The 26,619-nt window shown below is 71.8% G+C and carries 29 protein-coding genes; 17 read left to right on the forward strand and 12 right to left on the reverse strand.

What is annotated here, in order from left to right:
* Positions 1-3 precede the first annotated feature (3 nt).
* Positions 4-885 (reverse strand): glutamate ABC transporter substrate-binding protein, encoded by an 882-nt coding sequence (locus EV376_RS12720; protein ID WP_130322950.1) that lies wholly within the window; start codon positions 883-885, stop codon positions 4-6.
* Between the two features lie 59 nt (positions 886-944).
* Positions 945-1,700, reverse strand: a complete 756-nt coding sequence (locus EV376_RS12725; protein WP_130322952.1) for an amino acid ABC transporter ATP-binding protein — start codon at positions 1,698-1,700, stop codon at positions 945-947.
* Positions 1,701-1,882: 182 nt separating this feature from the next.
* Here EV376_RS12725 and selD point away from each other — a divergent pair, with 182 nt between their 5' ends.
* Together selD and EV376_RS12735 are read left to right on the forward strand one after the other, a co-directional pair.
* The gene (selD, locus tag EV376_RS12730) at positions 1,883-2,872 is read left to right on the forward strand and encodes a selenide, water dikinase SelD (protein WP_130322954.1); all 990 of its coding nucleotides are present in this window, start codon (positions 1,883-1,885) and stop codon (positions 2,870-2,872) included.
* 201 nt (positions 2,873-3,073) lie between these two features.
* Positions 3,074-3,553 carry a hypothetical protein gene (locus EV376_RS12735; protein WP_130322956.1) on the forward strand — a complete coding sequence of 160 codons (480 nt, stop codon included), beginning with the start codon at positions 3,074-3,076 and terminating at the stop codon, positions 3,551-3,553.
* 58 nt (positions 3,554-3,611) lie between these two features.
* Here the strand turns inward: EV376_RS12735 and EV376_RS12740 are convergent, their stop codons facing one another.
* Positions 3,612-3,827 carry a DUF2277 family protein gene (locus EV376_RS12740; RefSeq protein ID WP_130322958.1) on the reverse strand — a complete coding sequence of 72 codons (216 nt, stop codon included), beginning with the start codon at positions 3,825-3,827 and terminating at the stop codon, positions 3,612-3,614.
* 53 nt (positions 3,828-3,880) lie between these two features.
* Between EV376_RS12740 and miaB the strand changes: the two genes are divergently transcribed.
* Entirely contained in the window at positions 3,881-5,416 is a 1,536-nt protein-coding gene (gene miaB / locus EV376_RS12745) for a tRNA (N6-isopentenyl adenosine(37)-C2)-methylthiotransferase MiaB (protein WP_130322960.1), read from the forward strand.
* A 45-nt stretch (positions 5,417-5,461) separates the two neighbouring features.
* Here miaB and EV376_RS12750 read toward each other — a convergent pair whose 3' ends face one another.
* Together EV376_RS12750 and EV376_RS12755 are read right to left on the reverse strand one after the other, a co-directional pair.
* Positions 5,462-6,886: a pectate lyase family protein gene (locus EV376_RS12750; RefSeq protein WP_130322962.1), complete on the reverse strand. Its 1,425-nt coding sequence runs from the start codon at positions 6,884-6,886 to the stop codon at positions 5,462-5,464.
* 406 nt (positions 6,887-7,292) lie between these two features.
* Entirely contained in the window at positions 7,293-8,501 is a 1,209-nt protein-coding gene (locus EV376_RS12755; RefSeq protein WP_130322964.1) for a DUF349 domain-containing protein, read from the reverse strand.
* Positions 8,502-8,765: 264 nt separating this feature from the next.
* Between EV376_RS12755 and EV376_RS12760 the strand changes: the two genes are divergently transcribed.
* The 3 genes from EV376_RS12760 to dapF are packed head-to-tail and all read left to right on the forward strand — an operon-like array spanning position 8,766 to position 11,303.
* Positions 8,766-9,482, forward strand: a complete 717-nt coding sequence (locus tag EV376_RS12760; protein WP_130322966.1) for a class III extradiol dioxygenase subunit B-like domain-containing protein — start codon at positions 8,766-8,768, stop codon at positions 9,480-9,482.
* Positions 9,479-10,444, forward strand: a complete 966-nt coding sequence (miaA, locus tag EV376_RS12765; RefSeq protein ID WP_486482608.1) for a tRNA (adenosine(37)-N6)-dimethylallyltransferase MiaA — start codon at positions 9,479-9,481, stop codon at positions 10,442-10,444. Before EV376_RS12760 ends, miaA begins: the two co-directional genes overlap by 4 nt.
* 7 nt (positions 10,445-10,451) lie before the next feature.
* Positions 10,452-11,303: a diaminopimelate epimerase gene (gene dapF, locus EV376_RS12770; RefSeq protein WP_130322968.1), complete on the forward strand. Its 852-nt coding sequence runs from the start codon at positions 10,452-10,454 to the stop codon at positions 11,301-11,303.
* 147 nt (positions 11,304-11,450) lie between these two features.
* On the opposite strand, the gene EV376_RS12775 is transcribed toward dapF, so the two are convergent.
* On the reverse strand, positions 11,451-12,923 hold the full coding sequence (locus EV376_RS12775; RefSeq protein ID WP_130322970.1) for an NAD-dependent malic enzyme: 1,473 nt from the start codon (positions 12,921-12,923) through the stop codon (positions 11,451-11,453).
* 195 nt (positions 12,924-13,118) lie between these two features.
* On the opposite strand from EV376_RS12775, the gene hflX reads away from it, so the two are divergent.
* Positions 13,119-14,570 carry a GTPase HflX gene (gene hflX / locus EV376_RS12780; protein ID WP_130322972.1) on the forward strand — a complete coding sequence of 484 codons (1,452 nt, stop codon included), beginning with the start codon at positions 13,119-13,121 and terminating at the stop codon, positions 14,568-14,570.
* Positions 14,571-14,618: 48 nt separating this feature from the next.
* On the forward strand, positions 14,619-16,214 hold the full coding sequence (locus tag EV376_RS12785; RefSeq protein ID WP_130322974.1) for a hypothetical protein: 1,596 nt from the start codon (positions 14,619-14,621) through the stop codon (positions 16,212-16,214).
* Between the two features lie 65 nt (positions 16,215-16,279).
* Here EV376_RS12785 and lexA read toward each other — a convergent pair whose 3' ends face one another.
* On the reverse strand, positions 16,280-17,065 hold the full coding sequence (gene lexA / locus EV376_RS12790; RefSeq protein WP_130322976.1) for a transcriptional repressor LexA: 786 nt from the start codon (positions 17,063-17,065) through the stop codon (positions 16,280-16,282).
* A gap of 571 nt (positions 17,066-17,636) precedes the next feature.
* Here lexA and nrdR point away from each other — a divergent pair.
* The 3 genes from nrdR (at position 17,637) to EV376_RS30860 (ending at position 21,302) form a co-directional block, all read left to right on the forward strand.
* Positions 17,637-18,131, forward strand: coding sequence for a transcriptional regulator NrdR (gene nrdR / locus EV376_RS12795; RefSeq protein WP_130322978.1), 495 nt, complete (start codon positions 17,637-17,639; stop codon positions 18,129-18,131).
* 37 nt (positions 18,132-18,168) lie between these two features.
* On the forward strand, positions 18,169-21,045 hold the full coding sequence (locus EV376_RS12800; protein ID WP_486482609.1) for a vitamin B12-dependent ribonucleotide reductase: 2,877 nt from the start codon (positions 18,169-18,171) through the stop codon (positions 21,043-21,045).
* 131 nt (positions 21,046-21,176) lie between these two features.
* Positions 21,177-21,302, forward strand: a complete 126-nt coding sequence (locus EV376_RS30860; protein WP_486482610.1) for a hypothetical protein — start codon at positions 21,177-21,179, stop codon at positions 21,300-21,302.
* A 120-nt stretch (positions 21,303-21,422) separates the two neighbouring features.
* Here the strand turns inward: EV376_RS30860 and EV376_RS12805 are convergent, their stop codons facing one another.
* From EV376_RS12805 to EV376_RS12815, 3 genes are read right to left on the reverse strand one after another with little or no spacing between them, the layout of a single operon-like run.
* Positions 21,423-21,632 (reverse strand): MerR family transcriptional regulator, encoded by a 210-nt coding sequence (locus tag EV376_RS12805; protein WP_130322982.1) that lies wholly within the window; start codon positions 21,630-21,632, stop codon positions 21,423-21,425.
* Between the two features lie 30 nt (positions 21,633-21,662).
* Positions 21,663-21,833, reverse strand: a complete 171-nt coding sequence (locus tag EV376_RS12810; RefSeq protein WP_130322984.1) for a DUF397 domain-containing protein — start codon at positions 21,831-21,833, stop codon at positions 21,663-21,665.
* 10 nt (positions 21,834-21,843) lie between these two features.
* Positions 21,844-22,686 carry a Scr1 family TA system antitoxin-like transcriptional regulator gene (locus EV376_RS12815; RefSeq protein ID WP_165437994.1) on the reverse strand — a complete coding sequence of 281 codons (843 nt, stop codon included), beginning with the start codon at positions 22,684-22,686 and terminating at the stop codon, positions 21,844-21,846.
* Positions 22,687-22,817: 131 nt separating this feature from the next.
* On the opposite strand from EV376_RS12815, the gene EV376_RS12820 reads away from it, so the two are divergent.
* The 4 genes from EV376_RS12820 to EV376_RS12835 are packed head-to-tail and all read left to right on the forward strand — an operon-like array spanning position 22,818 to position 23,612.
* Positions 22,818-23,006, forward strand: coding sequence for a hypothetical protein (locus EV376_RS12820; protein ID WP_130322988.1), 189 nt, complete (start codon positions 22,818-22,820; stop codon positions 23,004-23,006).
* Positions 23,003-23,182 (forward strand): hypothetical protein, encoded by a 180-nt coding sequence (locus tag EV376_RS12825; protein ID WP_130322990.1) that lies wholly within the window; start codon positions 23,003-23,005, stop codon positions 23,180-23,182. The genes EV376_RS12820 and EV376_RS12825 overlap by 4 nt, the downstream gene beginning before the upstream one ends.
* Positions 23,179-23,397 carry a hypothetical protein gene (locus tag EV376_RS12830; protein ID WP_130322992.1) on the forward strand — a complete coding sequence of 73 codons (219 nt, stop codon included), beginning with the start codon at positions 23,179-23,181 and terminating at the stop codon, positions 23,395-23,397. The genes EV376_RS12825 and EV376_RS12830 overlap by 4 nt, the downstream gene beginning before the upstream one ends.
* Entirely contained in the window at positions 23,394-23,612 is a 219-nt protein-coding gene (locus EV376_RS12835) for a hypothetical protein (protein ID WP_130322994.1), read from the forward strand. The genes EV376_RS12830 and EV376_RS12835 overlap by 4 nt, the downstream gene beginning before the upstream one ends.
* A 140-nt stretch (positions 23,613-23,752) precedes the next feature.
* Here EV376_RS12835 and EV376_RS12840 read toward each other — a convergent pair whose 3' ends face one another.
* Complete coding sequence (locus tag EV376_RS12840) at positions 23,753-24,073, reverse strand: TraR/DksA C4-type zinc finger protein (protein ID WP_130322996.1); 321 nt, start codon at positions 24,071-24,073, stop codon at positions 23,753-23,755.
* Positions 24,074-24,531: 458 nt separating this feature from the next.
* Between EV376_RS12840 and EV376_RS12845 the strand changes: the two genes are divergently transcribed.
* Entirely contained in the window at positions 24,532-24,774 is a 243-nt protein-coding gene (locus EV376_RS12845; RefSeq protein WP_130322998.1) for a C1orf53 family protein, read from the forward strand.
* 166 nt (positions 24,775-24,940) lie between these two features.
* Here the strand turns inward: EV376_RS12845 and EV376_RS12855 are convergent, their stop codons facing one another.
* Positions 24,941-25,627: an iron-dependent transcriptional repressor DtxR gene (locus EV376_RS12855; protein WP_130323000.1), complete on the reverse strand. Its 687-nt coding sequence runs from the start codon at positions 25,625-25,627 to the stop codon at positions 24,941-24,943.
* Positions 25,628-25,722: 95 nt separating this feature from the next.
* Here EV376_RS12855 and EV376_RS12860 point away from each other — a divergent pair, with 95 nt between their 5' ends.
* The gene (locus EV376_RS12860; RefSeq protein ID WP_130323002.1) at positions 25,723-26,595 is read left to right on the forward strand and encodes a sulfurtransferase; all 873 of its coding nucleotides are present in this window, start codon (positions 25,723-25,725) and stop codon (positions 26,593-26,595) included.
* Positions 26,596-26,619: the final 24 nt, after the last annotated feature.

Below are 26,619 nucleotides of genomic sequence, written 5' to 3' on the forward strand. Positions count from 1 at the left end.
AGGTCAGTAGCGGTCGACGGTCGGCGCGCTGCCCAGCTCGGCACCGAACTTGCCGGCGGTGTCGTCCCAGGCCTTCTGCCAGCGGCCGTCGGTGAACGCCTTCTCCAGCACGTCGTTGATGAAGTTGCGGAAGTCGGTGTCCTCCTTCTTCACCCCGATGCCGTAGGGCTCCTTGGTGAAGTTCTCGCCGGCCAGCTTGAAGGAGGCCTCGTCCTTGGCGATGTAGCCGAGCAGGATGACGTTGTCCGTGGTCACCGCGTCGACCTGGCCGCCCTTGAGGGCGTCCCGGCACTTGTCGTACGTGTCGAACAGGACGAGCTGGGTGGCGACGTCCTTGACGTAGTTCTTGATCTCCTCGGCCGGCGTCGAGCCGGTCACCGAGCAGACCTTCTTGGTGCCGTCCTTGAACGAGTCCGGGCCGGTGATGGCGCTGTCGTCCTTCTTCACCATGATGTTCTGGCCGGCCTCGTAGTACGGCCCGGCGAAGGCGATGCGCTCCTTGCGCGGGGCGTTGATCGTGTACGTCGCGGCGACCAGGTCGACGGTGCCGTTGACGATGACGTCCTCGCGGACCTTCGAGGGGGCCTCGATCCACTCGATCTTGTCCTCGGGGATGCCCAGCTCGTCGACGATGATCTTCGCGATCTCGACGTCGAAGCCCTCCGGCTTGCCCGACAGGCCCTTGAGGCCGAAGCCCGGCTGGTCGAACTTGGTGCCGATCTTGATCGCCTGCGCCTTGTTGAGGCGCTCCATGGTGCTGCCGGCGGCGAACGACTTGCTGCCGGAGCCGGTGCCCTCGTCGTCAGCGTTGTCGCCACCGCAGGCGGCCAGGCCGAGCGCCAGGGTGGCGGCCGCGGCGAGCGCCGCTACGCGCTTCATACGCATACTCTTCTCCTTCTTCGACGGAGCCGGCCGGGGACGGCACGCCTCCACTTACGGGATGCCTAGTGCGTGAGGATCTTGGAGAGGAAGTCCTTGGCCCGCTCGCTGCGCGGGTTCGCGAAGAACTCCGTGGGCGGCGCGTCCTCGACGAGCTGACCGTCGGCCATGAAGACCACCCGGTTCGCCGCGTGCCGCGCGAAGCCCATCTCGTGCGTGACGACGACCATCGTCATGCCGTCGCGGGCCAGGGCGGTCATCACGTCCAGCACCTCGCCGACCATCTCCGGGTCGAGCGCGCTGGTCGGCTCGTCGAAGAGCATCGCCTTGGGCTGCATGGCCAGCGCGCGGGCGATCGCCGCCCGCTGCTGCTGGCCGCCGGAGAGCTGGGCCGGGAACTTGTCGGCCTGGTTGGCGATGCCGACCCGGTCCAGCAGGGCCAGGCCGCGCTCGCGGGCCACCGACGGCTTCTCCTTGCGGACCTTGACCGGCCCCAGGGTCACGTTCTCCAGGATGGTCTTGTGCGCGAAGAGGTTGAACGACTGGAAGACCATGCCGACCTCGCTGCGCAGCTTGGCGAGGGCCTTGCCCTCGGCCGGCAGCGGCTGGCCGTCGAAGGTGATGGTGCCGGAGTTGATCGGCTCGAGCCGGTTTATGGCGCGGCACAGCGTCGACTTGCCCGACCCGGACGGGCCGATGACGACGACGACCTCGCCGCGCCCGACCGACAGGGAGACGTCGTCCAGCACGTGCAGGGGCCCGAACCACTTGTTGACCGAGTCCAGCACGATGAGCGGTTCGCCCGTCGTCACGTCGTCCACCGTCCCCTGTCGTCGCGCGTGGGAGGTCGGATGACCTCCGGTTGGGCAACTGTAGGCGGCGCAATATGGCGGAACGCAACTCAGTTGGTCACGGAGCGGTAACACCCCGGTCGGGATGCGTCGAGAGTCGGATTCCGACCGTACGAGTGGCGACGATCACCCGCCCTGGAGATCATGTAGGGATGACCGAACGGGTACGGCTGACCCGGTACGCCCGTGGTGGCGGTTGCGCCTGCAAGATCCCGCCCGGCGAGTTGGAGGCGATGGTGGCCGGCCTCGGTCCGGCGGCGGGCGCCGCCGACCTGCTGGTGGGTCTCGACCACGGCGACGACGCCGCCGTGGTCCGCCTCGACGAGCGCACCGGCCTGGTCAGCACCGCCGACTTCTTCACCCCGGTCGTCGACGACGCGTACGACTGGGGGCGCATCGCCGCGGCCAACGCCCTCTCCGACGTGTACGCGATGGGTGGCACGCCGCTCGTCGCGCTCAACCTGCTCTGCTGGCCACGGGACGTCCTCCCGCTGGAGCTGGCCCGGGAGGTGCTGCGCGGCGGCCGGGACGTGGCCCGGGAGGCCGGGTGCCACCTCGCCGGCGGCCACAGCGTCGACGACGAGGGCCCGAAGTACGGGCTGGCGGTCACCGGGACCGTTCGCCCGGAGCACCTGATCACGCTGGACGCCGGCCGGGCCGGGCTGCCGCTGTCGCTGACCAAGCCGCTCGGTGTCGGCGTGCTCAACACCCGGCACAAGGCCACCGGGGAGGCCTTCCCGGAGGCGGTGGCGACGATGGCCACGCTCAACCGGGACGCCGCTCGCGCGGCGGTGGCGGCCGGGGTCCGCTGCGGCACGGACGTGACCGGCTTCGGGCTGCTCGGCCACGCGTCGAAGCTCGCCCGGGCCAGCGGGCTGACGGTCGCGATCGACACCGCCCGGGTGCCGTACCTGGCGGGCGCCCGGGAGGCGGTCCGGGACGGCCACGTCAGCGGGGGCACCCGACGCAATCTGGACTGGGTCGGCCCGTGGACGGACTTCGGGCCGGCGGGCGGGGCGGACCGGCTGCTGCTGGCCGACGCGCAGACCTCCGGTGGCCTGCTGGTCGCCGGTGAGCTGCCGGGCGCCCCGGTGATCGGTGAGCTGCTGCCCCGGGGCGAGCACCTGATCGTCCTGCGCTGAGCCCGTGTCGGTTGCCGGGACGCGGCACCATACCCGATAAACTGTCATCTTCCGGCTACTGGAAGCAATGACGCCCCAGGAAATTTTGCCCTGAATGGTCACAGACCGGTAACTTGCGCCCGGCTGAGGTCATATGCACCCCACCATCGTCATTAAGGCCCGATCCGGAGGCCGGTGGGACGAGCACAGCGAGGAGGCGGCATGACCGAGCTGTGGAACTGGAGAATCGACCAGGTGCGGCCGACGGAGGTCTGGCCGGCGCTGGCCGAGGCGCTCGGCCGGGTGGTGATGCCCCTGGCGGTGGCGGACCCGGCGCGCCTGCCGAGATACGCCGTGGTCTGTGACGTCTGGCGGGCGCCGGGCGAGTTCGCCACGATCGTCGACTGCTACGGGGTGCCGGACGCCCTGTCCGAGCTGCCCAGCGTCGCGGCCCTCGCCCGCCTGCTGGACCGCAACTGCGTGCTGCGCGACGACACGCTCGACGAGACCCGGCACCTGCTGGTCGCCCCCGACGGGACGATCCGCCCGGTGCACTTCGACGTCCGCGAGACCGACGACGGCGAGGTCCTCAGCAACCAGCGTCTCTGCACCGAGGCCAACCCGGGCTGCCGGGGCTGGTCGAGGTGCCACCGTTCCCGCTGGGCACCCGACTCGGTGCTCCCCGCACTCGCCGCGGCCTGAGCTGCGGGGCCGGGCCCCTGGTCACGCCCGGCGCACAGCCCGGGCCCGTTCCCGACGGCTACCGGCGCCCGCCGCGTACCTCCAACTGGTCGAGCAGGGTCGCGGTGGCCGACGCGACCGCGGCGACCGCGGCGTCGAAGGCCGCGGCGTTGTGGGCGGCCGGCGCGCGGAACCCGGAGATCTTCCGGACGTACTGCAACGCCGCGGCCCGGATGTCCGCGTCGGTCACCTCCGGGGTGTACGGCTCACGCAGGGTCTTGATGCTCCGGCACACGGCTCCTCCTCGGTTCCGGCCCATCCGGTCGTCCCGGATACGCTGTCCTGGTCATGACTACCGCAACGGCGAGCAGCCCGCGCACCTACCAGGTGCGCACCTACGGCTGCCAGATGAACGTGCACGACTCCGAGCGCATCTCCGGCCTGCTCGAGCGGGCGGGCTACGTGCGCGCCGCGGAGGCCGACGACACCCCCGACGTGGTCGTCTTCAACACCTGCGCCGTGCGGGAGAACGCCGACAACCGGCTCTACGGCAACCTCGGTCATCTGCGCCCCGTCAAGGCCCGGCACCCGGGCATGCAGATCGCCGTCGGTGGCTGTCTCGCCCAGAAGGACCGCGGCGAGATCGTCCGCCGGGCGCCCTGGGTCGACGTGGTCTTCGGCACGCACAACATCGGGTCGCTGCCGGTGCTGCTGGAGCGCGCCCGGCACAACACGGCCGCCGAGGTGGAGATCCTCGAGTCCCTCGAGGTCTTCCCGAGCACGCTGCCGACCCGCCGCGAGTCGACGTACGCCGGCTGGGTGTCGATCTCCGTCGGCTGCAACAACACCTGCACGTTCTGCATCGTGCCGGCCCTGCGCGGCAAGGAGAAGGACCGCCGCCCGGGCGACGTCCTGTCCGAGGTGCGCGCCCTGGTCGACGAGGGCGTGCTGGAGGTGACGCTGCTCGGGCAGAACGTCAACTCGTACGGCGTCGAGTTCGGCGACCGGTACGCGTTCGGCAAGCTGCTGCGCGCCTGCGGCGACGTCGACGGGCTGGAGCGCGTCCGGTTCACCAGCCCGCACCCGAAGGACTTCACCGACGACGTGATCGCCGCGATGGCCGAGACGCCGAACGTCTGCCACTCGCTGCACATGCCGTTGCAGTCCGGTTCGGACGACGTGCTGCGGGCGATGCGCCGCTCGTACCGGTCGGAGAAGTACCTGGGGATCATCGAGAAGGTCCGCGCGGCGATGCCGGACGCCGCGATCACCACGGACATCATCGTCGGCTTCCCCGGCGAGACCGAGGCCGACTTCGAGCGCACCCTGGACGTGGTCCGGGAGGCGCGGTTCGCGTCGGCCTTCACCTTCCAGTACTCGAAGCGGCCCGGCACCCCCGCCGCCACGATGGACGGGCAGCTGCCCAAGCAGGTCGTGCAGGAGCGCTACGACCGGCTGATCGCCTGCGTCGAGGAGATCACCTGGGCGGAGAACCGCAAGCTGGTGGGCGAGACCGTCGAGGTGCTGGTCGCCGTCGGCGAGGGGCGCAAGGACGAGCGCACCGGCCGGATGTCCGGCCGGGCCCGCGACGGCCGCCTGGTTCACTTCGCGACGGGCGCGGCCGGAGCGGACGGCCAGCCGGGCGACGCGGGGAACCTCGCCGGGCAGATCCGCCCCGGGGACATCGTGCACACCGTCGTGACGTACGCCGCCCCGCACCATCTCAACGCCGACGGCGTGCCGCTGGCCCACCGGCGTACCCGGGCCGGGGACGCGGCCGAGGCGGGGCGCGCACCGCGTACCCCCGGGGTGCTGCTCGGCCTGCCCACGGTCGGCGCGCCGGCCGCGGCGCCCGCGCCGGCGACCGGCTGCGCCGCCCACTGACCGGGGCCGGGGCCCGCCGGGTGCGGCGGACCCCGACCGGCGCGGTCAGACCGAGATCCGGCCGGCGCCCGCGCCGCCCGTCACGATCGACTTGACGCTGCTCGCGCTGTCCAGGCTGTACGGGTACGGGATGCCGGCGACGCTGCCGCCGGCCTGCCCGCTGCCGGAGTTCACGAAGTGGTTGTTGCGGGCCACGATGGCGCCCGGCCCGGAGCTGCCCTCGCCGAGGTGGTACGGGTCGTCGACGTTCTCGAAGTAGTTGCCCTCCAGGAGCACGCCGGCGTTCATCGTGGACGCCACGCCGTAGCCGCCGACGTTCGCGTAGAAGTTGTTGTAGACGTGCACCGGGTTGCCGAAGCGGACCCGGGGGTTGCGCTGGTTGCTGCCGTCGAACCAGTTGTGGTGGTAGGTCACCCGCAGGTGGCCGACGTCCTGGCCGGCGTTGTCGTCGCTGTGCCCGAGCAGCATCGTCTTGTCGTGGTTGTGGACGCGGTTCCACGACACGGTGACGAAGTCCGAGCCGCGCTTGATGTCGACCGCGCCGTCGTAGCCGTCGGTGAAGGTGTTGTGGTCGATCCAGATGTTGGTGGCCGACTCCTGCACGTTGATCGCGTCGTCGTCCCAGCCCCGGAAGGTCAGGTTGCGGATGATGACGTTGCGGTCGCCGCTGACGTTGAAGCCGCAGCCGGAGATCGTCGCGCCCGCGTTGCCGAGGATGGTCTTGTTGGACCGGACGCGCAGCATGCCGGAGCAGCTGATGGTGCCGGAGACCCGGATCACCGCCGCGCCGCTGGAGCCGAGCGCGCTGCTCAGCGCCGACGCGCTGGTCACCGTGGTCGTCGCGGCGCTGCCACCGCCGGTGGTGCCGCCGTTCTGGGTGGCCCAGCCGACCAGGCCGCCGGTCGGGGGCGGCGGGGGTGGCGGCGTGGTGCCGCCGCCGTCGACCCGGGCCAGCTGCCACTGCTGGTTGTAACCGTCCAGGTCGGCGTACTGCGAGACCATCCCGCCGTCGGCCGTGGACCACGCCCACAGGTCCAGCGCCTTCTTGCTGTGCCGGTTGAGGAACCGGACGTAGCCGCCGGCGGAGTCCTTCAGGCTGAAGTGCTGCTTGGTGTCGCTGCTCGCGGTGACCTGGGTGACCTGCACGCCGTCGTTCGAGTTGGGCACGGTGACGACCTTGCCCGAGTGCCGGTTGCGGAGCTGGTAGTAGCCGCTGCCCACATCGACGAACTGGAACTGCTGGTTGGTCGCGTTCGTGCGGGTGTACTGCCGGATCTCACCGCCGTCGGTGGTGGACCAGCCCCACAGGTCCATCGCCTTGCCGCTGTGCCGGTTCACGAAGACGTACCAGGCGCCGGTGTCGACGGTCGCCGCCCCGGCCGGGGTGCTGGTCACCGCGACGGCCGCCGCGGGCACCGCGAGGACCGTCACGGCCAGCACCGCCAGCCGCCGTAGGAGTCTTGCGCGCACGGGTTTCTCCCCTCGAATCGTGGACTGGACGGGATGGCGCGGCGGCACGTCGTGGACCGGTTGTCGGCACCGGCCCGGAGTCGTCCGCGACGCGGGCGGCCGCGGCGGTGACTCGTGCTGAGCTGCCGCCGTGCACGCCTGGCTGCGTCATCCGGGTGGCCGGCAGGGTCCGCCTCGGCATCGGAGGCTGCCGTGCCCAGCGGCAGCGGTGCGGTGGCGGTCGCGGGCGTGCGCCCTGCCGTCGAACTGGTCGGCTCCCGAGCGGTCGCCCGAGTGGGGGCAAGCGCTTTCCTCAGCAAAGCACAGATGGTCGTCGATGTAAATGTCGCGGTGGGCCGTCAGCCCCGCGGAAAACGGAAGGCCCCCGGTCCCGCGAGGGGAACCGGGGGCCTCCGCAACGATCGGCTCAGCCGGCCTGTTCGGCGAGCTGGAGGAACTGGCGCTTCGAGGCGAGCGCCTGCTCGGCCTCCTTGATCCGCCGGGCGTCGCCGGCCGCCCGGGCCCGGGCCAGCCGGTCCTCGGCCTCCGCGACCTGCGCCCGCATCTGGGCCAGCAGCGGGTTGTCCTGCGGGCTGGTGCGCCGCCACGCCGAGTCCATCGCCTCGCGGACCTTCTCGTCAACGGCGCGCAGCCGCCGCTCGAGGCCCGCCGCCGCCTCCCGGGGCACCCGCCCGGCCTCGTGCCACTGCGCCTGGATCTCGCGGAGCTTCGTCTGGGCGCCCTTGGGGTCGCCGTCGACGTCCAGCGCCTCGGCCTCGGCCAGCAGCGCCTGCTTGCGCTCCAGGTTGGCGCGCTGCTCGTTGTCCCGCGCCGAGAAGACCTCGCTGCGGCGGGTGAAGAAGGCGTCCTGAGCCGCCCGGAACCTCTCCCAGAGCCGCTGCTCGGCCTCCTTCGAGGCACGCGGCGCGGCGCGCCACTGGTTCATCAGTTCCTTGAGCTGGCTCGCGGTGGCCGCCCACTCGGTGGAGTCCTTGAGCTTCTCGGCCTCGGCGACCAGCTCCTCCTTGACGGCCTGCGCCTGCTTGCGCTGGGCGTCGAGAGAGGCGAAGTGGGCGCCCCGCCGACGGGTGAAGCCGTCCCGGGCCGCCGCGAACCGCTTCCACAGCTCGCCGTCGGTCTTCTTGTCGACCCCGCGGATGGTCTTCCACTCCTCGAGGATCTCCTTGAGCCGGTCCCCGGCCGTCTTCCAGCCGGTCGACTCCGCGGCCAGCTTCTCGGCCTCCTCGACCAGCGCGGTCTTGCGGGCGAGGGCCTCGCTGCGGGCGGCGTCGCGGGCCGCCCGGGCCTCGCCGGCCTTCTCCTCGGCGACGATGGCGAGCCGGTCCAGGCGCGTGGCCAACCCGTCGATGTCGCCGACCACGTGCGCCTCGGCCAGCGAGGCGCGCAGCCGGCGGATCGTGCTGAGCGAGTGGCTCGCGTCCGCCGCGCCCGAGTTGAGCCGAGCCTCGGTCAGGTCCACCTCGGTGACCAGATCGGCGAAGCGACGGGCGAAGTGGGCCAGTCCTTCCTCCGGTGCACCCGCCTGCCAGGAACCGACCACCCGCTCACCCTCGGCGGTCTTCACGTACACGGTGCCGTCCGCGTCCACCCGTCCGAAGGCAGTCCAGTCGCTCATGTGCCCATCCTCGTTCTCCCGGTGTCGCGGGTCAGTCCCCGCGAGCACCGCCACGGCGCAGCCAAGTTTCTCCACGGCATTGTCACAGGTACGCCCCCGCTCCCGTCGAGCGCCTATCGCCGACCGTGACCATACGGTGTCCTAGCGCCCGAGCGCCCCCGTCAGAGGGGGAGTGTCGGAATCCTCCGTACGGCGTACCAACCGGTAGCCGAGTGGCGGCGAGGTGCTCGGCGGCACGTCCGGCCCGGCCGATACCGTGATCTCGTGTCCCTGGTCGCCGCCGCCGTCTGCCCGCACCCGCCGTTGCTCGTCCCCGAGGTGGCCGGTGCCGCCGCGCCGGAACTGGCCGACCTCCGCGCCGCCTGCGACGCCGCCGTCGCCCGGCTCCTCGCCGCCGGGCCGGACTGCGTCGTGGTGCTGGGCTCCGGGCCGACGACGGAGTGGATCAACCCGCCGGCCGTCGGCACCCTCCGCCCGTTCGGCGTCGACCGGGCCGTTCCGCTGGCGCCGGGGCTGCCCGGGGAGGGGGCGGTGCTGCCGTTGAGCCTGACGGTCGGCGCGTGGCTGCTCGGTCGGCACGGTGGTGCGGCAGCCGTGGTCGGCCTCCAGGTGGCCCCGGACGCGCCGGCCGACGACGTCACCCGGCTCGGCCGCGAGGTCGACGGGTACCGGCCCCGGGTCGCGCTGCTCGTGATGGGCGACGGGTCGGCCTGCCGGGGCGAGAAGGCGCCCGGCCACGACGACCCGCGCGCCGAGCCGTACGACCGGGGGGTGGCCCGGGCCCTGGCCACCGCGGACGCCGCCGCCCTCCTCGACCTGGACCCGGCGGTGTCGGCGGAGCTGAGGGTCGCCGGGCGCGCGCCCTGGCAGGTGCTCGCCGGCGCGGTCCGCGCGGCCGGCGGCCAGTGGCGGGGCGAGCTGACCTACGACGCCGCGCCCTACGGCGTGACCTACCTCGTCGCCTCCTGGGAGCCGGCGTGAGCAGCCCGGCCGGGGGAGAGCCGGGCCGACCGGGCGGTGCCGGCCGGCCACCGGTCGGCGCCGTGGTCGCGGTGGTCGGGCCGACCGCGGCCGGCAAGTCGGCGTTGAGCATCGCCCTCGCGCACGCGTTGGACGGTGAGGTGGTCAACGCCGACTCGATGCAGCTCTACCGCGGCATGGACATCGGCACCGCGAAGCTCACCGTCGCCGAACGCGACGGGGTGCCGCACCATCTGCTGGACATCTGGGAGGTGACCGAGCCGGCGAGCGTCGCGGAGTACCAGCGGCTCGCCCGCGCGGCGGTCGACGACATCCTGGCCCGCCGGCGGGTGCCACTGCTGGTCGGCGGGTCCGGGCTCTACGTGCGGGCGGTGCTGGAGCGGTTCGAGTTCCCCGGCACCGACCCGGCCGTCCGGGAGCGGCTCGAGGCGGAACTGGCGCAGGTCGGGCCCGCCCCCCTGTACGCGCGGCTGCGCGCGGCCGACCCGGCGGCGGCGGCGAGCATCCTGCCGAACAACGGCCGGCGGATCGTCCGCGCGCTGGAGGTCATCGAGCTGACCGGCGCCCCGTTCACCGCCGCGCTCCCCGGACCCACCCCGTACTACCCGTCCGTGCAGGTCGGCGTCGACCTGGACACCGCGCCGCTCGACGAGCGGATCGCGCTGCGGGTGGACCGGATGTGGGCCGACGGCCTGGTCGCCGAGACCCGCGAGCTGGTCGGCCGGGGCCTGGCGGAGGGGCGTACGGCCAGCCGGGCGCTCGGCTACCAGCAGGTCCTGCGGTACCTGGCCGGCGAGCTGACCGAGACCGAGGCGTACGAGGAGACCATCCGCGCCACCCGCCGCTTCGTCCGCCGGCAGCGGTCCTGGTTCCGCCGCGACCCCCGGATCCAGTGGCTGGACGCGGCGTCGCCGGGGCTGGTGGCGGATGCGCTGCGGGTGGTCGGGGACGCTGCGCGATGATGAGGGCGTGGAGTTCACCAAGGGGCACGGCACCGGCAACGACTTCGTGATCCTGCCCGACCCGGACGGCGCGCTCGACCTCACGCCCGGGCTGGTCGCGGCGCTCTGCGACCGGCGGCGCGGGATCGGCGGGGACGGTGTGCTCCGGGTCGTCCGCGCCGCCAAGCACCCGGACGGCGCCGCGCTGGCCGGTGAGGCCGAGTGGTTCATGGACTACTGGAACTCCGACGGCTCCTTCGCCGAGATGTGCGGCAACGGCGCCCGCGTGTTCGTCCGCTACCTGCTGGACGCCGGGCTGGCCACGCCGTCCGGCGCGGCCCTGCCGGTGGCGACCCGGGCCGGCCTCGTGCGCGCCCGGGTCGAGGGTGCGGAGGTCGCCGTCGAGATGCGCCGCCCCCGCCTGCACGACACCTCCACCGCGACCGTCTTCCCCGGGCTGACCCTGCCCGGCACGGCCGTCGACGTCGGCAACCCGCACCTGGTCTGCCCGGTGCCGGCCGGCCTGGACCTGGCCGCGCTCGACCTGACCCGGGCGCCGGAGGTCGACGCGGCGGTCTTCCCGACCGGCGTCAACGTCGAGTTCACCGCCCCGGGCGACCCGGTCGACGGCACCGACGGTCACGTCCGGATGCGGGTCTACGAGCGGGGCAGCGCGGAGACCCTCTCCTGCGGCACCGGCGCCTGCGCGGTGGCCGCGGTGGCCCTGCGCGACCTGGGCCGGGACACCGGCGTGGTCGCGGTGGACGTCCCCGGCGGCCGCCTGACGGTCACCGTCACCGAGGAGACCTGCTGGCTGGCCGGCCCCGCCGTCCTGGTCGCGACCGGCGCGCTGACCCCCACCCTGTCCCCGAACCCCTGACCCACCCTTCCCCTCGCCCTTCCCCCCGCCCGCGTCGATCTTGCACTTCCTGCCCCGACATAACGGGCAAGAGCCGCAAACCAAGGGCCGAAACTGCAAGATCGACGCGGGCGGGGGCGCGAGAGGGGGGCGGGCGAGGGGCGTGCGTTACGGGGTGGCGCTGGCGGTGGCGGCGATCTCCGGGAGGTCGGCCGGGCCCGGGTCCGCGGCGGGGGGCAGGGTCACCGACGGGTTCTGGGCGGCGGCCCGGACCGCGGCCGCCACCGCGGGCGCGACGCGGGAGTCGAAGACGCTGGGGACGATGACCGTAGGGTTGATCTTGTCCTCGCCGACGACGTCCGCGATGGCCTGAGCGGCGGCGATCGCCATCTCCTCGGTGAACTCCTCGGCGTGCGCGTCGAGCATGCCCCGGAACACGCCCGGGAAGGCCAGCACGTTGTTGATCTGGTTCGGCTGGTCGGAGCGGCCGGTGGCGACCACGGCGGCGTGCTTGCGCGCCTCCCGCGGGTCGACCTCCGGGTCCGGGTTGGCCAGCGCGAACACGATCGAGTCCTTGGCCATGGTGGCGATGTCGTCACCGGTGAGCAGGTTGGGCGCGCTCACACCGATGAAGACGTCCGCGTCGCGGACCGCCCCGCGCAGGTCCCCGGAGTAGTTCTCCCGGTTCGTGTGCTCGGCCAGCCACTGCCAGGCCGGGTTGAGCCCGGGCATCCCACGGTGCAGGGCGCCATCCCGGTCGTACGCGATGATGTCGCCCACGCCCTGGCGCAGCAGCAGCTTCATGATCGCGGTGCCGGCGGCGCCCGCGCCGGAGACCACGACGCGCACGTCCGCGAGGTCCTTGCCGACGACGCGCAGGGCGTTGGTCAGCGCGGCCAGCACGCAGATCGCCGTGCCGTGCTGGTCGTCGTGGAAGACCGGGATGTCCAGCGCCTCGCGGAGCCGCGCCTCGATCTCGAAGCAGCGCGGCGCGGCGATGTCCTCCAGGTTGATCCCGCCGTACGCGGGCGCGATCGCCTTGACGATCGCCACGATCTCGTCGGCGTCCTGCGTGTCGAGCACCACCGGCCACGCGTCCACCCCGCCGAAGCGCTTGAACAGCGCCGCCTTGCCCTCCATCACCGGCAGCGACGCCGCCGGCCCGAGGTTGCCGAGGCCGAGCACCGCGGAGCCGTCGCTGACCACGGCGACGGTGTTGCGCTTTATGGTCAGCCGGCGCGCGTCCGCCGGGTTCTCCGCGATGGCCTGGCAGACCCGGGCGACCCCCGGGGTGTACGCGCGGGACAGCTCGTCGCGGGTGCGCAGGGCGACCTTCGAGCTGACCTCGATCTTGCCGCCGAGGTGCAGCAGGAACGTGCGGTCGGAGACCTTGCGCACGTCCACGCCGTCCAGCGCGGTGAGCGCGTCGACCACCTGGTCGGCGTGGCTCGCGTCGGCGGTGTCGCAGGTCAGGTCGACGAGCACGTGGGTGGGGTCGGAGTCGACCACGTCGAGCGCGGTGACGATCGCCCCGGCCTCGCCGACCGACGTGGTCAGCCGCCCGATGGAGGAGGCGTCGGCGGGCACCGCGATCCGGATCGTGATCGAGAATCCGGCACTCGGCAGTCGGGTGATGGCCACGTAGATCCCTCCGTCGGCGCTGAACGGCTCGCCCGCATTTCTACTCGCCCGCGCAGGTCGGCGCGCATCCGGCCCCGCTACTCGCCGGTACGCCGACGGGCATATAGCGGGTGCGTACGGCGTTGGCACATGTCAGGATTGCTCGTACGCGCCGGAAACCCGTCGGCCGCGGACAAAACAGACAGGAGACGCAGTTTGCGAGAGCAGGAGACCGTCCTTCCCTACGAGGACGACGAGCTCGACGCCACCACCGGTGAGTTCGAGCTGTCGGAGCGGCAGGCGCTGCGGCGGGTCCCCGGCCTCTCCACCGAGCTGACCGACATCACCGAGGTCGAGTACCGCCAGCTGCGGCTGGAGCGTGTCGTCCTCGTCGGCGTCTGGACCGAGGGCACGCAGCAGGACGCGGAGAACTCCCTCACCGAGCTGGCGGCGCTGGCCGAGACGGCCGGCTCGCAGGTGCTCGAAGGGCTGATCCAGCGCCGCAACCGGCCGGACCCGGCCACCTACGTCGGCCGGGGCAAGGTCGACGACCTCGGCGCGGTCGTGTTGTCCACCGGCGCCGACACGGTGATCTGCGACGGTGAGCTGTCCCCGTCCCAGCTGCGCAACCTCGAGCAGCGCACCAAGGTCAAGGTGGTCGACCGCACCGCCCTGATCCTGGACATCTTCGCCCAGCACGCGAAGAGCAAGGAGGGCAAGGCGCAGGTCGAGCTGGCCCAGCTGGAGTACCTGCTGCCCCGGCTGCGGGGTTGGGGTGAGACCCTCTCCCGCCAGACCGGTGGCTCCGGACGTGGCGGCGGCGCCGGCGGCGGTGTGGGTCTGCGTGGTCCCGGTGAGACCAAGCTGGAGACCGACCGGCGTCGGATCCGGCATCGCATCGCGCGGCTGCGCCGGGAGATCAAGGGCATGCGCACGGTACGCCAGACCAAGCGCGCCCGCCGCTCCCGCAACGCCGTGCCGGCCGTGGCGATCGCCGGCTACACCAACGCCGGCAAGTCCAGCCTGCTCAACCGGCTGACCGGTGCCGGCGTGCTGGTGGAGAACGCGCTTTTCGCCACCCTGGACCCGACGACCCGCAAGGCCACCACCAGCGACGGCCGCCTCTACACCCTCTCCGACACGGTCGGCTTCGTCCGGCACCTGCCGCACCAGATCGTCGAGGCGTTCCGCTCGACGCTGGAGGAGGTGGCGGAGGCCGACCTGGTGGTGCACGTCGTCGACGGCACCCACCCGGACCCGGAGGAGCAGGTCCGCGCGGTCCGCGAGGTGCTCGCCGAGGTGGGCGCCGACCGGCTGCCGGAGCTGCTGGCGGTGAACAAGATCGATGCTGCCGACGAGGAGACGCTGCTGCGGCTCAAGCGGCTGTGGCCGGAGGCGATCTTCGTCTCCGCACACTCCGGCCGGGGCATCGGTGACCTGCGCGCCGCGATCGAGGCCCGGCTGCCGCGGCCGGCCGTCGAGGTCCGCGCGGTCCTGCCGTACGACCGGGGTGACCTGGTGGCCCGGGTGCACCGGCAGGGCGAGGTGCTCAGCACCTCCCACCTGCCCGAGGGCACCCTGGTGCACGTGCGGGTCGGTGCGGCGCTCGCCGCCGAGCTGGAGCCCTTCCGGGCGGCGGAGGCACAGGCCGTCGGGTCGCGTTCCTAGCCGGTCCGGCCGCACGGTGACGGGCCGGGGGCGTGCGACACTATGAGGATGCGCCGCGTTCTCACCTCGGTCACGGGTGCCCTCAGCCTGCTGGCGGCGACCGTGGCAGCCACCGGTGTCGCTCTGGTCACCGTGCCGTCGCCGGCCTCGGCGGCGGGCCAGAAGCGCTGCACCGTGACCGACGAACGGCTCCGTGAGCTGTCCGGGCTGGTCGCCACGAAGACCGGCTACATCGTGATCAACGACGGCACCGACCTCGACAGTCGGAAGCGGGTCTTCTTCCTCGACACCAAGTGCAAGATCGCCAAGGACCCGGTCCGGTACTCCGGCGGCGGTCCCGCCGACACCGAGGACCTGGCGCTCTCGCCGGACGGCCGGACCCTCTGGATCGCCGACACCGGTGACAACGTGACCAGCAAGAACCGCCGGGAGCGGGTGGCGGTGTGGAGCATGCCGGTCGGCGGCGGGAAGCAGCCGGTGCTGCACCGCCTGAAGTATCCGGACGGCAAGCCGCGGGACGCCGAGGCGATGGTCATCGGCGACGACAACGCGCCGCTGATCATCACGAAGGTCACCTCCGGCAAGGCGGAGATCTTCACGGTCGACGGCGAGTTGCCCAGCGGCGACACCGAGCCCGCGCCGATGAAGAAGGTCGGCGAGATCGCCCTGCCGAAGACCGACACCGACAACCGGCTCGGTGCGCTGGGACGGACGGCGATCACCGGCGCCGCGCGGTCCCCGGACGGTTCCCGGGTGGTGCTGCGCACGTACGCGGACGCCTTCGAGTACGACGTCACCGACGGGGACGTGGTGAAGGCGCTCACCACGGGGGAGCCGCGGGTGACCCCGCTCGCCGACCCGTTCGGTGAGGCGATCGCGTACAGCCCGGACGGCAAGGTCTTCCTCACCGTCTCCGACGGCGGCCAGCTCGACGAGGGCGAGCCGATCGACATCCTCGCGTACACACCTTCGACCGAGGGCGCGAAGCCGGTTTCGGAGGCGGCGGCCGGCCCGAAGAAGCAGGCCGAGGCGTCCTGGTTCGACAGCCTGTCACTGCAGGACATCATGTACCTGGTCGGCGCCGTGGGCCTGCTCGGCGTGGTGCTGGTGGGTGCGGGCGTGTTCGGCATCCTGCGGTCCCGGCGCAAGCCGGCCGGTGACCCGGATGACGAGGATCATGCGGGCGGTTTCGCCCCGGACGACCGCCCCCGTGGCTCCGTGTACGGCGGCGCACCCGCCGGCGGGGTCTACGGCGGGCCCCGCGAGCCGGGTCGGCCCGCTGCCGCCCCGGCCGGCAGCGGGGTGTACGGCGGGGGTCGTCCCGCCGGTGGCGGGGTCTACGGCGGCCGGCCCTCAGGCGGGGGTGTCTACGGTGGGGGTGCCCGGCCCGGGGGCGACGGCGGCCCTCCGGTCAACGGCGGCCCTCCGGTAAACGGCGGTCGGTCCGGCCCCGGTGGTCGCGGCGGGGTCTACGGCGGCGGCCCGCCCGGCGGTGGGATGTACGGCGGCGGCCGTGGTGAGCCACCGCGGGGCGGCGAGCCGGATCCGCGAGCGGGTCGGCGCCGGGAGAACGGCCACGGCGAGGGCCGCGGCGGCCAGTACGGGCAGGTGCCCGGGCGCGGCCACTACGGCGACCGGTACTGATCCCGCACGCGGCCCCAGGGCGCCCGTGCTGACCCGCACGGCCGGGCCTCAGGGGCGGCGCGAGGTCAGATGCGGCGCAGCACGGCGACGACTCGACCCATGATCGTGGCGTCGTCACCCGGGATCGGGTCGAAGGCCGGGTTCTGCGGCATCAGCCAGACGTGGCCGTCCCGCCGGCGGTAGGTCTTCACCGTCGCCTCGCCGTCGAGCATGGCGGCCACGATGTCGCCGGAGTCGGCCGTGGGCTGCTGCCGGACGACCACCCAGTCGCCGTCGCAGATCGCCGCGTCGAGCATCGAGTCGCCCTTGACCTGGAGCATGAAGACCTCGCCCTCGCCCACCAGCTCGCGGGGGAGCGGGAAGATGTCCTCGACGGCCTGCTCGGCGAGGATCGGGCCACCGGCGGCGATCCGGCCCAGCATCGGCACGTACGCCGGGGTGGGCCGCTGGGAGCGGGTCAGCTCGTCGTCGATCGCCTCGCTGGGCGCCCGGACGTCGACCGCGCGCGGCCGGTTGGGGTCGCGCCGCAGGAAGCCCTTCTTCTCCAGCTCCTTCAGCTGGTAGGCGACGCTGGACGGGGAGACCAGGCCCACCGCCTCGCCGATCTCGCGCACGCTCGGCGGGTAGCCGTGCCGCTCGACCCAGGTGCGGATGAACTCCAGGATCCGCCGCTGCCGGGCGGTCAGGTCGACCGTCGCCGGGTCGGGAAAGGCGCTCACCACGGGGGTGACCGGGCGCACGGCGGGCGTGCCGGTGCGACCGCGCGCGGCGCCTCGGCGACGCGTGGTCGCCGCGCCCGCCTCGGTGATCTGCTGCGGGCTCTTCGGCCGGCTGGCCCGGTCCTCGGTCACGTCCGTCCTCCCTGGTCGGCGCTGTGGTGCCTCGTCGGCTCGTGGTGCGTGCGGTGGTGCGGTGACGCACCGACGGAGAAGATCCGTCGTGCGCCTGTCGTTCATGACCGTATAGGTGAGATCGGTCATTTTCAAACATCTGTACGACGTTGCTCGGCGTGTCGGGGTGAAAAGCCGTGCGGGTCGTACCCGTGTTCTGGTAAATGGTACGTCGCGTCGAACGGCTGTTCTAATCTGCCGGATCGTGCGGCACGCCGAGCCGCCCGACCGATAACCGGACCGGAGGCGGCGGGGTTGGGTTTCGGGGCGACGGGGAAGAGGGGAGCGGTCCGGACGCGGGTGACGCGCCGGACACGCCGGCCAACTTGACCTCGGATCCTCGGCGGCATACCGTCAACCCCTAGATGTAGTAGTCACACGGGCGTAAGTTGCCTATAGGTTGGGTTCAACTACCGACCGCCACTCCGCACAGCCGGCACGGCGAAGACCGTCGAAGGATGGCTCGCCGTGATGCCGCGTGCCCGGAGTGCGGCCGGTGTGGGCCCGCGGTCGCGGAAAGGAGGTCGGGCTCATGCGGTGTCCGTACTGCCGGCATCCCGACTCCCGGGTCGTCGACTCGCGGGAGGCCGACGACGGCCAGTTGATCCGCCGACGGCGTTCGTGCCCGGAGTGCGGCAAGCGGTTCACCACGGTCGAGGAGGCCGTCCTCGCGGTGGTCAAGCGCAGTGGGGTGACCGAGCCGTTCAGCCGTACGAAGATCATCGGCGGGGTGCGCAAGGCGTGCCAGGGCCGGCCGGTCGACGACGACTCCATCGCGCTGCTGGCGCAGAAGGTGGAGGAGACCGTCCGGGCGAAGGGGGCCGCCGAGATCCCCAGTCACGAGGTCGGGCTGGCCATCCTGGGCCCGCTGCGCGACCTGGACGAGGTGGCCTACCTGAGGTTCGCCAGCGTCTACCGGTCGTTCGAGTCGCTCGCCGACTTCGAGCGGGAGATCGAGACGCTGCGGGCCGCGGCACAGGCCCGCGAGGGGGCCGAGGCGGCTGGGACCGCCGGCCGCACGAGTTGACTTGTGCATTTTCGGAAAAATCGGGACACGCGGTTGGGTGACCGCGCAGACGAGGGGGCGACGGGTGACGACGAGCAGGTCACGGAACAAGGCGGGGGCCGGTCTGAAGGTCGAGCGGGTCTGGACCACCGAGGGGGTCCACCCGTACGACGAGGTGACCTGGGAGCGCCGGGACGTCGTGATGACGAACTGGCGGGACGGCTCGATCAACTTCGAGCAGCGCGGCGTGGAGTTCCCGGAGTCGTGGAGCGTCAACGCGGCCAACATCGTGACCACCAAGTACTTCCGGGGCGCGGTGGGCACCCCGGAGCGGGAGTGGTCGCTCCGGCAGCTGATCGACCGGGTGGTGACCACCTACCGCACCGCCGGTGAGGAGTACGGCTACTTCGCCACCCCGGCCGACGCCGAGGTGTTCGCCCACGAGCTGACCTGGATGCTGCTGCACCAGGTGTTCAGCTTCAACTCGCCGGTCTGGTTCAACGTGGGCACGCCCTCGCCGGCACAGGTCAGTGCCTGCTTCATCCTATCTGTGGATGATTCGATGGATTCCATCCTCAACTGGTACAAAGAGGAGGGGCTGATCTTCAAGGGCGGCTCCGGCTCCGGCGTCAACCTGTCCCGGATCCGCTCCTCCAAGGAGCTGCTCTCCTCCGGCGGCACCGCCTCCGGCCCGGTCAGCTTCATGCGCGGCGCCGACGCCTCCGCCGGCACCATCAAGTCCGGCGGTGCCACCCGGCGCGCCGCCAAGATGGTGATCCTCGACGTCGACCACCCGGACATCGAGGAGTTCGTGGTCACCAAGGCGCGCGAGGAGGACAAGATCCGCGCGCTGCGGGACGCCGGCTTCGACATGGACCTGGGCGGCGCCGACATCGTCAGCGTGCAGTACCAGAACGCCAACAACTCGGTCCGGGTCTCCGACGAGTTCATGACCGCGGTGGAGCAGGGCGGCACGTTCGACCTGCGCGGCCGCCTCGACGGGCAGCCCATCGAGACCATCGACGCCAAGAAGCTGTTCCGCACGATCGCCCAGGCCGCGTGGGAGTGCGCCGACCCGGGCCTGCAGTACGACGACACCATCAATGACTGGCACACCTGCCCGGAGACCGGCCGGATCACCGCAAGTAATCCTTGCAGTGAGTACCTGCATTTGGACAATTCGTCGTGCAACCTGGCCTCGCTCAACCTGATGAAGTTCCTCCGCGCCGACGGTGGCTTCGAGGTGGAGAAGTTCGTCAAGAGCGTCGAGTTCGTCATCACCGCGATGGATATCTCGATCTGCTTCGCCGACTTCCCGACCGAGAAGATCGGCGAGACCACCCGCGCGTACCGGCAGCTCGGCATCGGGTACGCGAACCTCGGGGCGCTGCTGATGGCCTCCGGCCTGCCGTACGACTCGGAGCAGGGCCGCTCCGTCGCTGCGGCGATCACCTCGCTGATGACCGGCACGGCGTACCGCCGCTCGGCCGAGCTGGCCGGCGTCGTCGGTGCGTACGACGGCTACGCCCGCAATGCCGAGCCGCACAAGCGGGTCATGCGCAAGCACGCCGCCGCCAACGACGAGATCAAGCCGGCCGGCACCGTGGCCACCGCCATTCAGCGGGAGGCCACCAAGCAGTGGACCCTCGGCAACAAGATCGGCGACAAGAACGGCTGGCGCAACTCGCAGGCCAGCGTTCTCGCGCCCACCGGCACCATCGGCCTGATGATGGACTGCGACACCACCGGCGTCGAGCCGGACCTGGCGCTGGTCAAGTTCAAGAAGCTGGTCGGCGGCGGCTCGATGCAGATCGTCAACCAGACCGTGCCGCGTGCCCTGCGCAGCCTCGGCTACCCCGAGGAGCAGGTCGAGGCGATCGTCGAGCACATCGCCGACCACGGCCACGTGGTGGACGCCCCCGGCCTCAAGCCGGAGCACTACCCGGTCTTCGACTGCGCCATGGGTGAGCGCTCGATCGCCCCGATGGGTCACGTGCGGATGATGGCGGCCGTCCAGCCGTTCATCTCCGGCGCGATCTCCAAGACGGTCAACATGCCGGAGCAGGCCTCCGTCGAGGACGTCGAGAAGATCTACTTCGAGGGCTGGAAGCTCGGCCTCAAGGCCCTGGCCATCTACCGGGACAACTGCAAGGTCGGCCAGCCGCTGTCGGCGGCGAAGAAGACCGCGGCCGTCGCCGAGGCTCCGGCCGAGGTGGAGAAGGTCGTCGAGTACCGTCCGGTGCGCAAGCGGCTGCCCAAGAAGCGCCCGTCGCAGACCATCTCCTTCTCGGTCGGCGGCGCCGAGGGCTACCTCACCGCGTCCTCCTACCCGGACGACGGCCTCGGCGAGGTCTTCCTCAAGATGTCGAAGCAGGGCTCGACCCTGGCCGGCGTGATGGACGCCTTCTCGGTGGCCATCTCCATCGGTCTCCAGTACGGGGTTCCACTGGAGACGTTCGTCAGCAAGTTCACCAACATGCGCTTCGAGCCGGCCGGCATGACCGACGACCCGGACGTGCGGATGGCGGCGTCGGTGATGGACTACATCTTCCGTCGCCTGGCCCTGGACTTCCTGCCGTACGAGCGTCGCGCGGAGCTGGGCATTTTCACCGCCAAGGAGCGGGCCGCCCAGCTCGCGGCCGAGGCGGAGGCGGAGGCGAACGGTGCGGACCTCACCGCGATGGCCGCCTCCGCCCCGGTCGAGACCCGGCCGGAGGAGCCGAAGGCCGGGCCGATCGCCCAGCCGGCGCAGGAGGTTGCGGACGTCGCCGCCGCCAAGCCGGCGCCGTCGGTCGGCTCCAGCACCGAGCTGCTCGAGGCCGTCATCGGCAAGGCCGCCGATGCGCCGCTCTGCTTCACCTGCGGTACGAAGATGCGCCCCGCCGGCAGCTGCTACGTCTGCGAGGGCTGCGGCAGCACCAGCGGCTGCAGCTGACACAAGCAACGAGCCCCGGGCGCTCCAACGCCCGGGGCTCGTGAGCCGGGAGAGTCCCCGACCAATCTGTTGCAGACGGATAGTCGCTTCTCCCGGCTCGGTCACGCAAGTTGATCGAGTACGGAGAGGAGGTGTTTTTCATCATGGCGAAGAAGGGGACTGGTACGTATCGCAGCGCGGTCACCGGTCGTTACGTGACCGCGAAGTACGGCAAGTCGCACCCGAAGACGACCGTCAAGGAGTCCAAGGGCAAGTGACCGAGGAGGCGGCAGCGCCTGACGTTGGACGCGCCACCTCAAATCCATGAGCCGATCTCGGTTCAACAAGCGAGGCTCTGTCGGCAAGTGCTGGCAGAGCCTCGTCCTTGTTTTGAGAAGTCAGCGGTCGTCGTCGCCGTCGGTTGGGCGCGGTGGGCGGTTGTGCCGGGCCCACTCGTCGACCTCGTCCGCGTCCCAGATTGTCGTCCCGATCAGGCGGGCGACGGGCGCTGGGAAGCCGGGGCGACGGGTGATCTGCAGCACCCGCTGACGTGACACGCCGAAGAGGGCGGCCAGTTCGCCGGGCCCGTACAAGCGCGGTCGCTTCATATTCCAGCGCCTCAAGTGCCCGAGTGCTGCCTACCGCTTCACGTGATTGAGGAAGGCGCACCATGCCCGGCCGTCGAAACGAAGGATCGGACCCGAGGAGTTCTTGCTGTCGCGAACCTCGACTGTGTCATCCGTGTACCGGGCCTCGACGCAGGCACCGTTGCTGCCGCTGCGGGTGCTCTTGCGCCACTGCGAGTCCACGGTTCGCCTCCTACTCTTTACGCCTCGCGTCTCGGATCTCCTCGATCATCGCGGCCGAGTCTGTGGGCGACAAGGCCGCGGCACGCAGGCTGTTGAAGACAACCGTACAGCGCCTCACATCCTCGCCTTCCGCGTAGAGGTCGCCCGTGAGGCCCTCGATGTAGACCACGCCTGGACCCTCAGCGAAGTTCAGGATGTGGAAGCTGGACAGCATGGACGCGTAGGCGCCTTCGCGGAACGGGATTACCTGGACCGATACGTTCCAGCGCTTGCCGGCGTCGAGCAGGGCCGTGAGTTGGTCGGCCATGATCGCCGCTCCGCCGATCTGGCGGTGTAGCACCGCCTCGTCGAGAACCGCCACGAGTCGCAGCTTCCCTGATGCGATCAACTCCTGACGCTGCATGCGGACGGCAACCCGACGCTCAACCGCTTCGGGCGATGGCTCGAATGCATCCTCGCTGGTCATTGCCCGGGCGTAGTCCGCTGTCTGGAGCAAGCCCGGCACGACCAGGGTCTCGAAGTTCTGTACCTCCTCGGCGGCGGACTCCAAGCCGATGTACTGCCGGTACGACGACGGTAGATCGCCGTACTTGGCCCACCAGCCGCGCTGTTTCCCACTCTTCGCCATCGACAGCAGTGTGTCCCGCAGCTCGGCGTCGGTCACACCGTAGCGATCCAACAACGCGTTGAGCGCGGGTCCCTTGATGCCGACCCGCCCCGCCTCGATACGCCGCAGCGTACTCGCCGAGACCTCGATCACCTCGGCGGCCTGCTCGGCCGTCACGTTGGCCTCCTCGCGGACCCGCCGAAGCTGCGCGCCGAGCTGGAAGCGAACGAAGGTCGGACTCTCCATGCCGGCCATTGTGCCGGTTGGCCTGTCCTCCCACACGCTCCGATCGTCTTGGCGTGTTGAGGTTGACCACCAACGAATGCGCGCGCAAAAATAGGTGGGCAGGCCAATGATGGGTTCCGGCTGGAGGGGCGATGCCGCCGCGCGTGTCGTACGACGGGTACCTGCTGGCGGCGGCGCTGACCCTGGCTCGGCGGCACCGGCCGGCCTGGTCGTGGCGGCTGTGCCGGCGGGTCTGCCGATGCGGCATGGAACTGCCCTGCCGCGCCCGCCACCGCATCCCGATCCGTCGTGGCCACTGGCCAGGGGAGGAGCAGGCGTGATCGAGCAGCAGGCCAGCCGAATCCTGGCGGTACACCTGCCCGATGCGGACGGGCTCTGTACCGGTTGCCGACGGTGGTGGACGCGGCTGGCTCCGTACCCCTGCTATCAGGCGGAATGGGCGTGCCGCTGGCATGCTCGCGCGACCACCTGGCGCTTTCTGGGCGGCGGCTCGTGACCACCCACGGGCCGGTCCTTCCGCTGTGGACCTGCGGTGGGTGTAACGGGCCGTGGCCCTGTGCGACCCGGCGCAAGGAGCTGTCGGCTGAGTACGAGGGTGCGCCGGTCTCGCTGGCGCTCTACATGGGGTCCTACCTGGTCTCGGCCGCCGAGGACCTGACCTGGGTGCCGGCGGGGTTGCTGCACCGGCGCTTCCTGGGCTGGATCCGGTGAGCGTGATCCGGTCGGGTGACGAGCGCTTCCACTACAGCGATGGGTCGCACAAGTGGATCCCGCCCGACCCGGACTACGACCAGGAGGTGTGGGACGAGATGGTCCGGCAGCACAAGCAGCAGCACCTCGACGAGATCCGCCGGCGGCGGAGGCCGCACTCATCGGGCGACAAACCGTCGCCCGGGCGATACCCGAAGCCTGACCGGTCCTCGTGATGCTGCGTTCATGATCGGATACGCCCTGGCGGCACCCCGCCCGGCGGGTCGTGCCGCTCCGGCGTATCCGATCATTCCCGTCAATGGTGCCGGCGGGCGTGGTGCCTGCCGTGCCCGGGTTGGGCACGGCAGCCCCACCGTCAACGGCCCTGCTTCTCCTGGCACGGCACGCAGAAGCGGGCGTGCGGCAGGATCTCCAGGCGCTCGCGCGGGATCGGGCCGGAGCACCGCTCGCAGGTGCCGTAGCGCCCGTCGGCGATGCGCTGCAACGCCGCCTTGATCTGGTCGAGGCTCTGCCGGGTGGTGGCGATCAGGGCGCCCTGGGTGTGGGCCTCGCCCGGGTCACCGGTGTCGGCGGTCAACTGCGTCAGGCGCGTCGTCTGCACCTCGAAGTCGTGGGTCAGGGTTGCGCGCAGCTCGTCGAGCCAGTTCCGCTCATCGGGTTGGACGTCTGTCGTCATGGGTGTCCTCCGGAAAAAGAAAAAGGGCCGAAGCGTTGTCGCTTCGCCCTTGGCGGCCGGTATACGAAATTCCGTACCGGTACCGGAGGGCCGCGGCCGCTCGGGCTCGGCAGCGCGGCGGCGGCCGAACCGGCAGGGGACGGCGCGACCGCCGTACGCACCGCCCGGGTCGTGTGCTGGAACGGCCGGTGGGCAGCATCGTGCGCCGTCGTCATCACGACGACGGTGACCCCCTGCTGGCCGGACCGATGCATCCGGCAACCATAGGCCGCCCCGACGAGAAAGCCAACGGCCTTCCCGAACACCACCCGTACGTGATCGACTCCATGCTGCGGCCGTCGGCCGTCGGCCGTCGGCCATCCCGCTGGCCCGGACGCTCGATGCCGGCGCATGGAGTGGATCACGAGGGGTCGGCAGGGAGTGGATCACCCCCGCGGGGCGTTCCTAGACTTGCGCGGGTGAGCGGAGAGCGACGGCCCCTGGCGCCGCGGCCCCTGACGGAGCCGCACCCGTCCCGGCTGGCGCCCCACCACCCCGACCGGGCGCGGATCCTCGCCGCACACGAGGTCGCCCTGGCCGCCGAGGAGGCCGGCTACCCGGACCCGGGTACCGGCCTGTTCGTCCTGACCGCGGGCTTCCTGGCCCGCCGCGGCACCTGCTGCGGCCGCGGCTGCCGCCACTGCCCCTACGTCGACGACTGACACGCCGCGCCACACTCGCGTGCCGATCTTGCACTTCCGGCCCTCGGTATGTGGGCATATGGCCCCATTGTCGGGGCGCAAAGTGCAAGATCGACGCGGAGTGGGGGCGGCGGGGCGGGGGCCGGGGGGCGGGGGCGGGGCGGGGGCGGGGGCGGGGTAGGGCGGGTCAGGCGGTGGCTACGAAGACTCGGGAGGCCACCTCGCGGGGAAGGCGGACCCGGTCGCCGGAGCGGTTGATCGACACTCCGTCGCGCTCCTGGGCCACGGTCACCGTGGCTCCCGGGTCGACCCCGGCGGCGTGCAGCTGGCGCAGCACGTCCGCGTTGGTCTGCACGCTCTCGCAGATCCGGCGGACCACCACCTGGCCGGACAGGCCGGGGAACGCCAGGTTGCGCTCACTCTCCGTCGACTCGATGTCGGACGGGCCGGGGGAGCCCAGCTCCTCCAATCCCGGGATCGGGTTGCCGTACGGGGAGCGGGTCGGGCGGTTCAGCAGGTCGTAGACCCGCTTCTCGACCGCGTCGCTCATCACGTGCTCCCACCGGCAGGCCTCGTCGTGGGCCTCCTCGTAGGGCATCCCGATCACGTTGACCAGCAGCAGCTCGGCCAGCCGGTGCTTGCGCATCACGGAGATCGCCGCGCTGCGGCCGGCGTGGGTGAGCGACAGGTGCCGGTCGCCCTCGACGGTGAGCAGTCCGTCGCGCTCCATCCGGGCGACGGTCTGGCTGACGGTGGGGCCACTCTGCCGGAGCCGCTCGGCGATCCGAGCGCGCAGCGGCGGCACCCCCTCCTCCTCGAGTTCGAGGATCGTACGCAGGTACATCTCGGTCGTGTCGACCAAATCATGCTTCACGTCAGGCCCTCCAATGATCGATGCTACCCCGCGCGACGGAGAACGGCCGCCGCCGAACCGCCTGGTGGCTACCGGCATGGTGTTGACTGGACGCCATGCCCGGTACCGAGGATCTGCTGGTCGAGGCCGACCGGCTCGCCGCCGAACTCGACGGCGGTGACCCGCCCACCCTGCTCGACGTCCGCTGGCGCCTGACCGGCCCGCCCGGCCGCGAGGACTACGCCGCCGGACACCTGCCGGGCGCGGTCTTCGTCGACCTGGACACCGAGCTGTGCGGCCCGCCGGGCGCCGCCGGGCGGCACCCGCTGCCCGACGCCGCCGAGCTCCAGGCCGCGTTGCGGGCCGCCGGCGTCCGCGCCGATCACCCCGTGGTCGTGTACGACGGCGGCGACGGCATGTCCGCGGCCCGCGCCTGGTGGACGTTGCGCTGGGCCGGGCACCGGGAGGTGCGCCTCCTGCACGGCGGCTACCCCGCCTGGGTGGCGGCCGGCCTGCCCACGTCGACCGAGGTGCCGGCGCCGCGCCCCGGCGACGTGGCGGTACGACCCGGCGCGCTGCCGGTGCTGGACGCGGCCGGGGCCGCCCGGCTCGCCGCAGCCGGCGAGGGCGTCCTGGTCGACGTGCGGGCCGAGGCCCGGTACCGGGGCGAGACCGAGCCCATCGACCCGGTCGCCGGGCACGTGCCGGGTGCGGTGAACCTGCCCGCCACCGGGTACGTCGAACAGGGCCGGTTCCCCGGCGCCGAGCTGCTGCGGGAGCGGTTCGCCGCCGCCGGGGTGGCCGACGACCGTGCGGTCGGCGCGTACTGCGGCTCCGGGGTGACCGCCGCCCAGGCGGTGCTCGCCCTGCACCTGGCGGGCCGGACGGACGCCGCGCTGTACGTCGGCTCCTGGAGCAACTGGGTCGCCGACCCGTCCCGGCCGGTCGCGGTGGGGGAGGAGCCGGCCGGTTCCGCGCCGGCGGCGTGACCGTCGCCCCGACACCGGCGGCCT

The organism is Micromonospora sp. CNZ295 (assembly GCF_004217535.1).

Excerpts from the sequence above, each read along its gene's own strand:
- EV376_RS12720 (WP_130322950.1), bottom strand. The coding sequence starts at position 885 with ATGCGTATGAAGCGCGTAGCGGCGCTCGCCGCGGCCGCCACCCTGGCG.
- selD (WP_130322954.1), top strand. The coding sequence starts at position 1,883 with ATGACCGAACGGGTACGGCTGACCCGGTACGCCCGTGGTGGCGGTTGC.
- EV376_RS12735 (WP_130322956.1), top strand. The coding sequence starts at position 3,074 with ATGACCGAGCTGTGGAACTGGAGAATCGACCAGGTGCGGCCGACGGAG.
- miaB (WP_130322960.1), top strand. The coding sequence starts at position 3,881 with ATGACTACCGCAACGGCGAGCAGCCCGCGCACCTACCAGGTGCGCACC.
- EV376_RS12755 (WP_130322964.1), bottom strand. The coding sequence starts at position 8,501 with ATGAGCGACTGGACTGCCTTCGGACGGGTGGACGCGGACGGCACCGTG.
- EV376_RS12785 (WP_130322974.1), top strand. The coding sequence starts at position 14,619 with ATGCGCCGCGTTCTCACCTCGGTCACGGGTGCCCTCAGCCTGCTGGCG.
- nrdR (WP_130322978.1), top strand. The coding sequence starts at position 17,637 with ATGCGGTGTCCGTACTGCCGGCATCCCGACTCCCGGGTCGTCGACTCG.
- EV376_RS12805 (WP_130322982.1), bottom strand. The coding sequence starts at position 21,632 with ATGAAGCGACCGCGCTTGTACGGGCCCGGCGAACTGGCCGCCCTCTTC.
- EV376_RS12815 (WP_165437994.1), bottom strand. The coding sequence starts at position 22,686 with ATGGAGAGTCCGACCTTCGTTCGCTTCCAGCTCGGCGCGCAGCTTCGG.
- EV376_RS12820 (WP_130322988.1), top strand. The coding sequence starts at position 22,818 with ATGCCGCCGCGCGTGTCGTACGACGGGTACCTGCTGGCGGCGGCGCTG.
- EV376_RS12840 (WP_130322996.1), bottom strand. The coding sequence starts at position 24,073 with ATGACGACAGACGTCCAACCCGATGAGCGGAACTGGCTCGACGAGCTG.
- EV376_RS12860 (WP_130323002.1), top strand. The coding sequence starts at position 25,723 with ATGCCCGGTACCGAGGATCTGCTGGTCGAGGCCGACCGGCTCGCCGCC.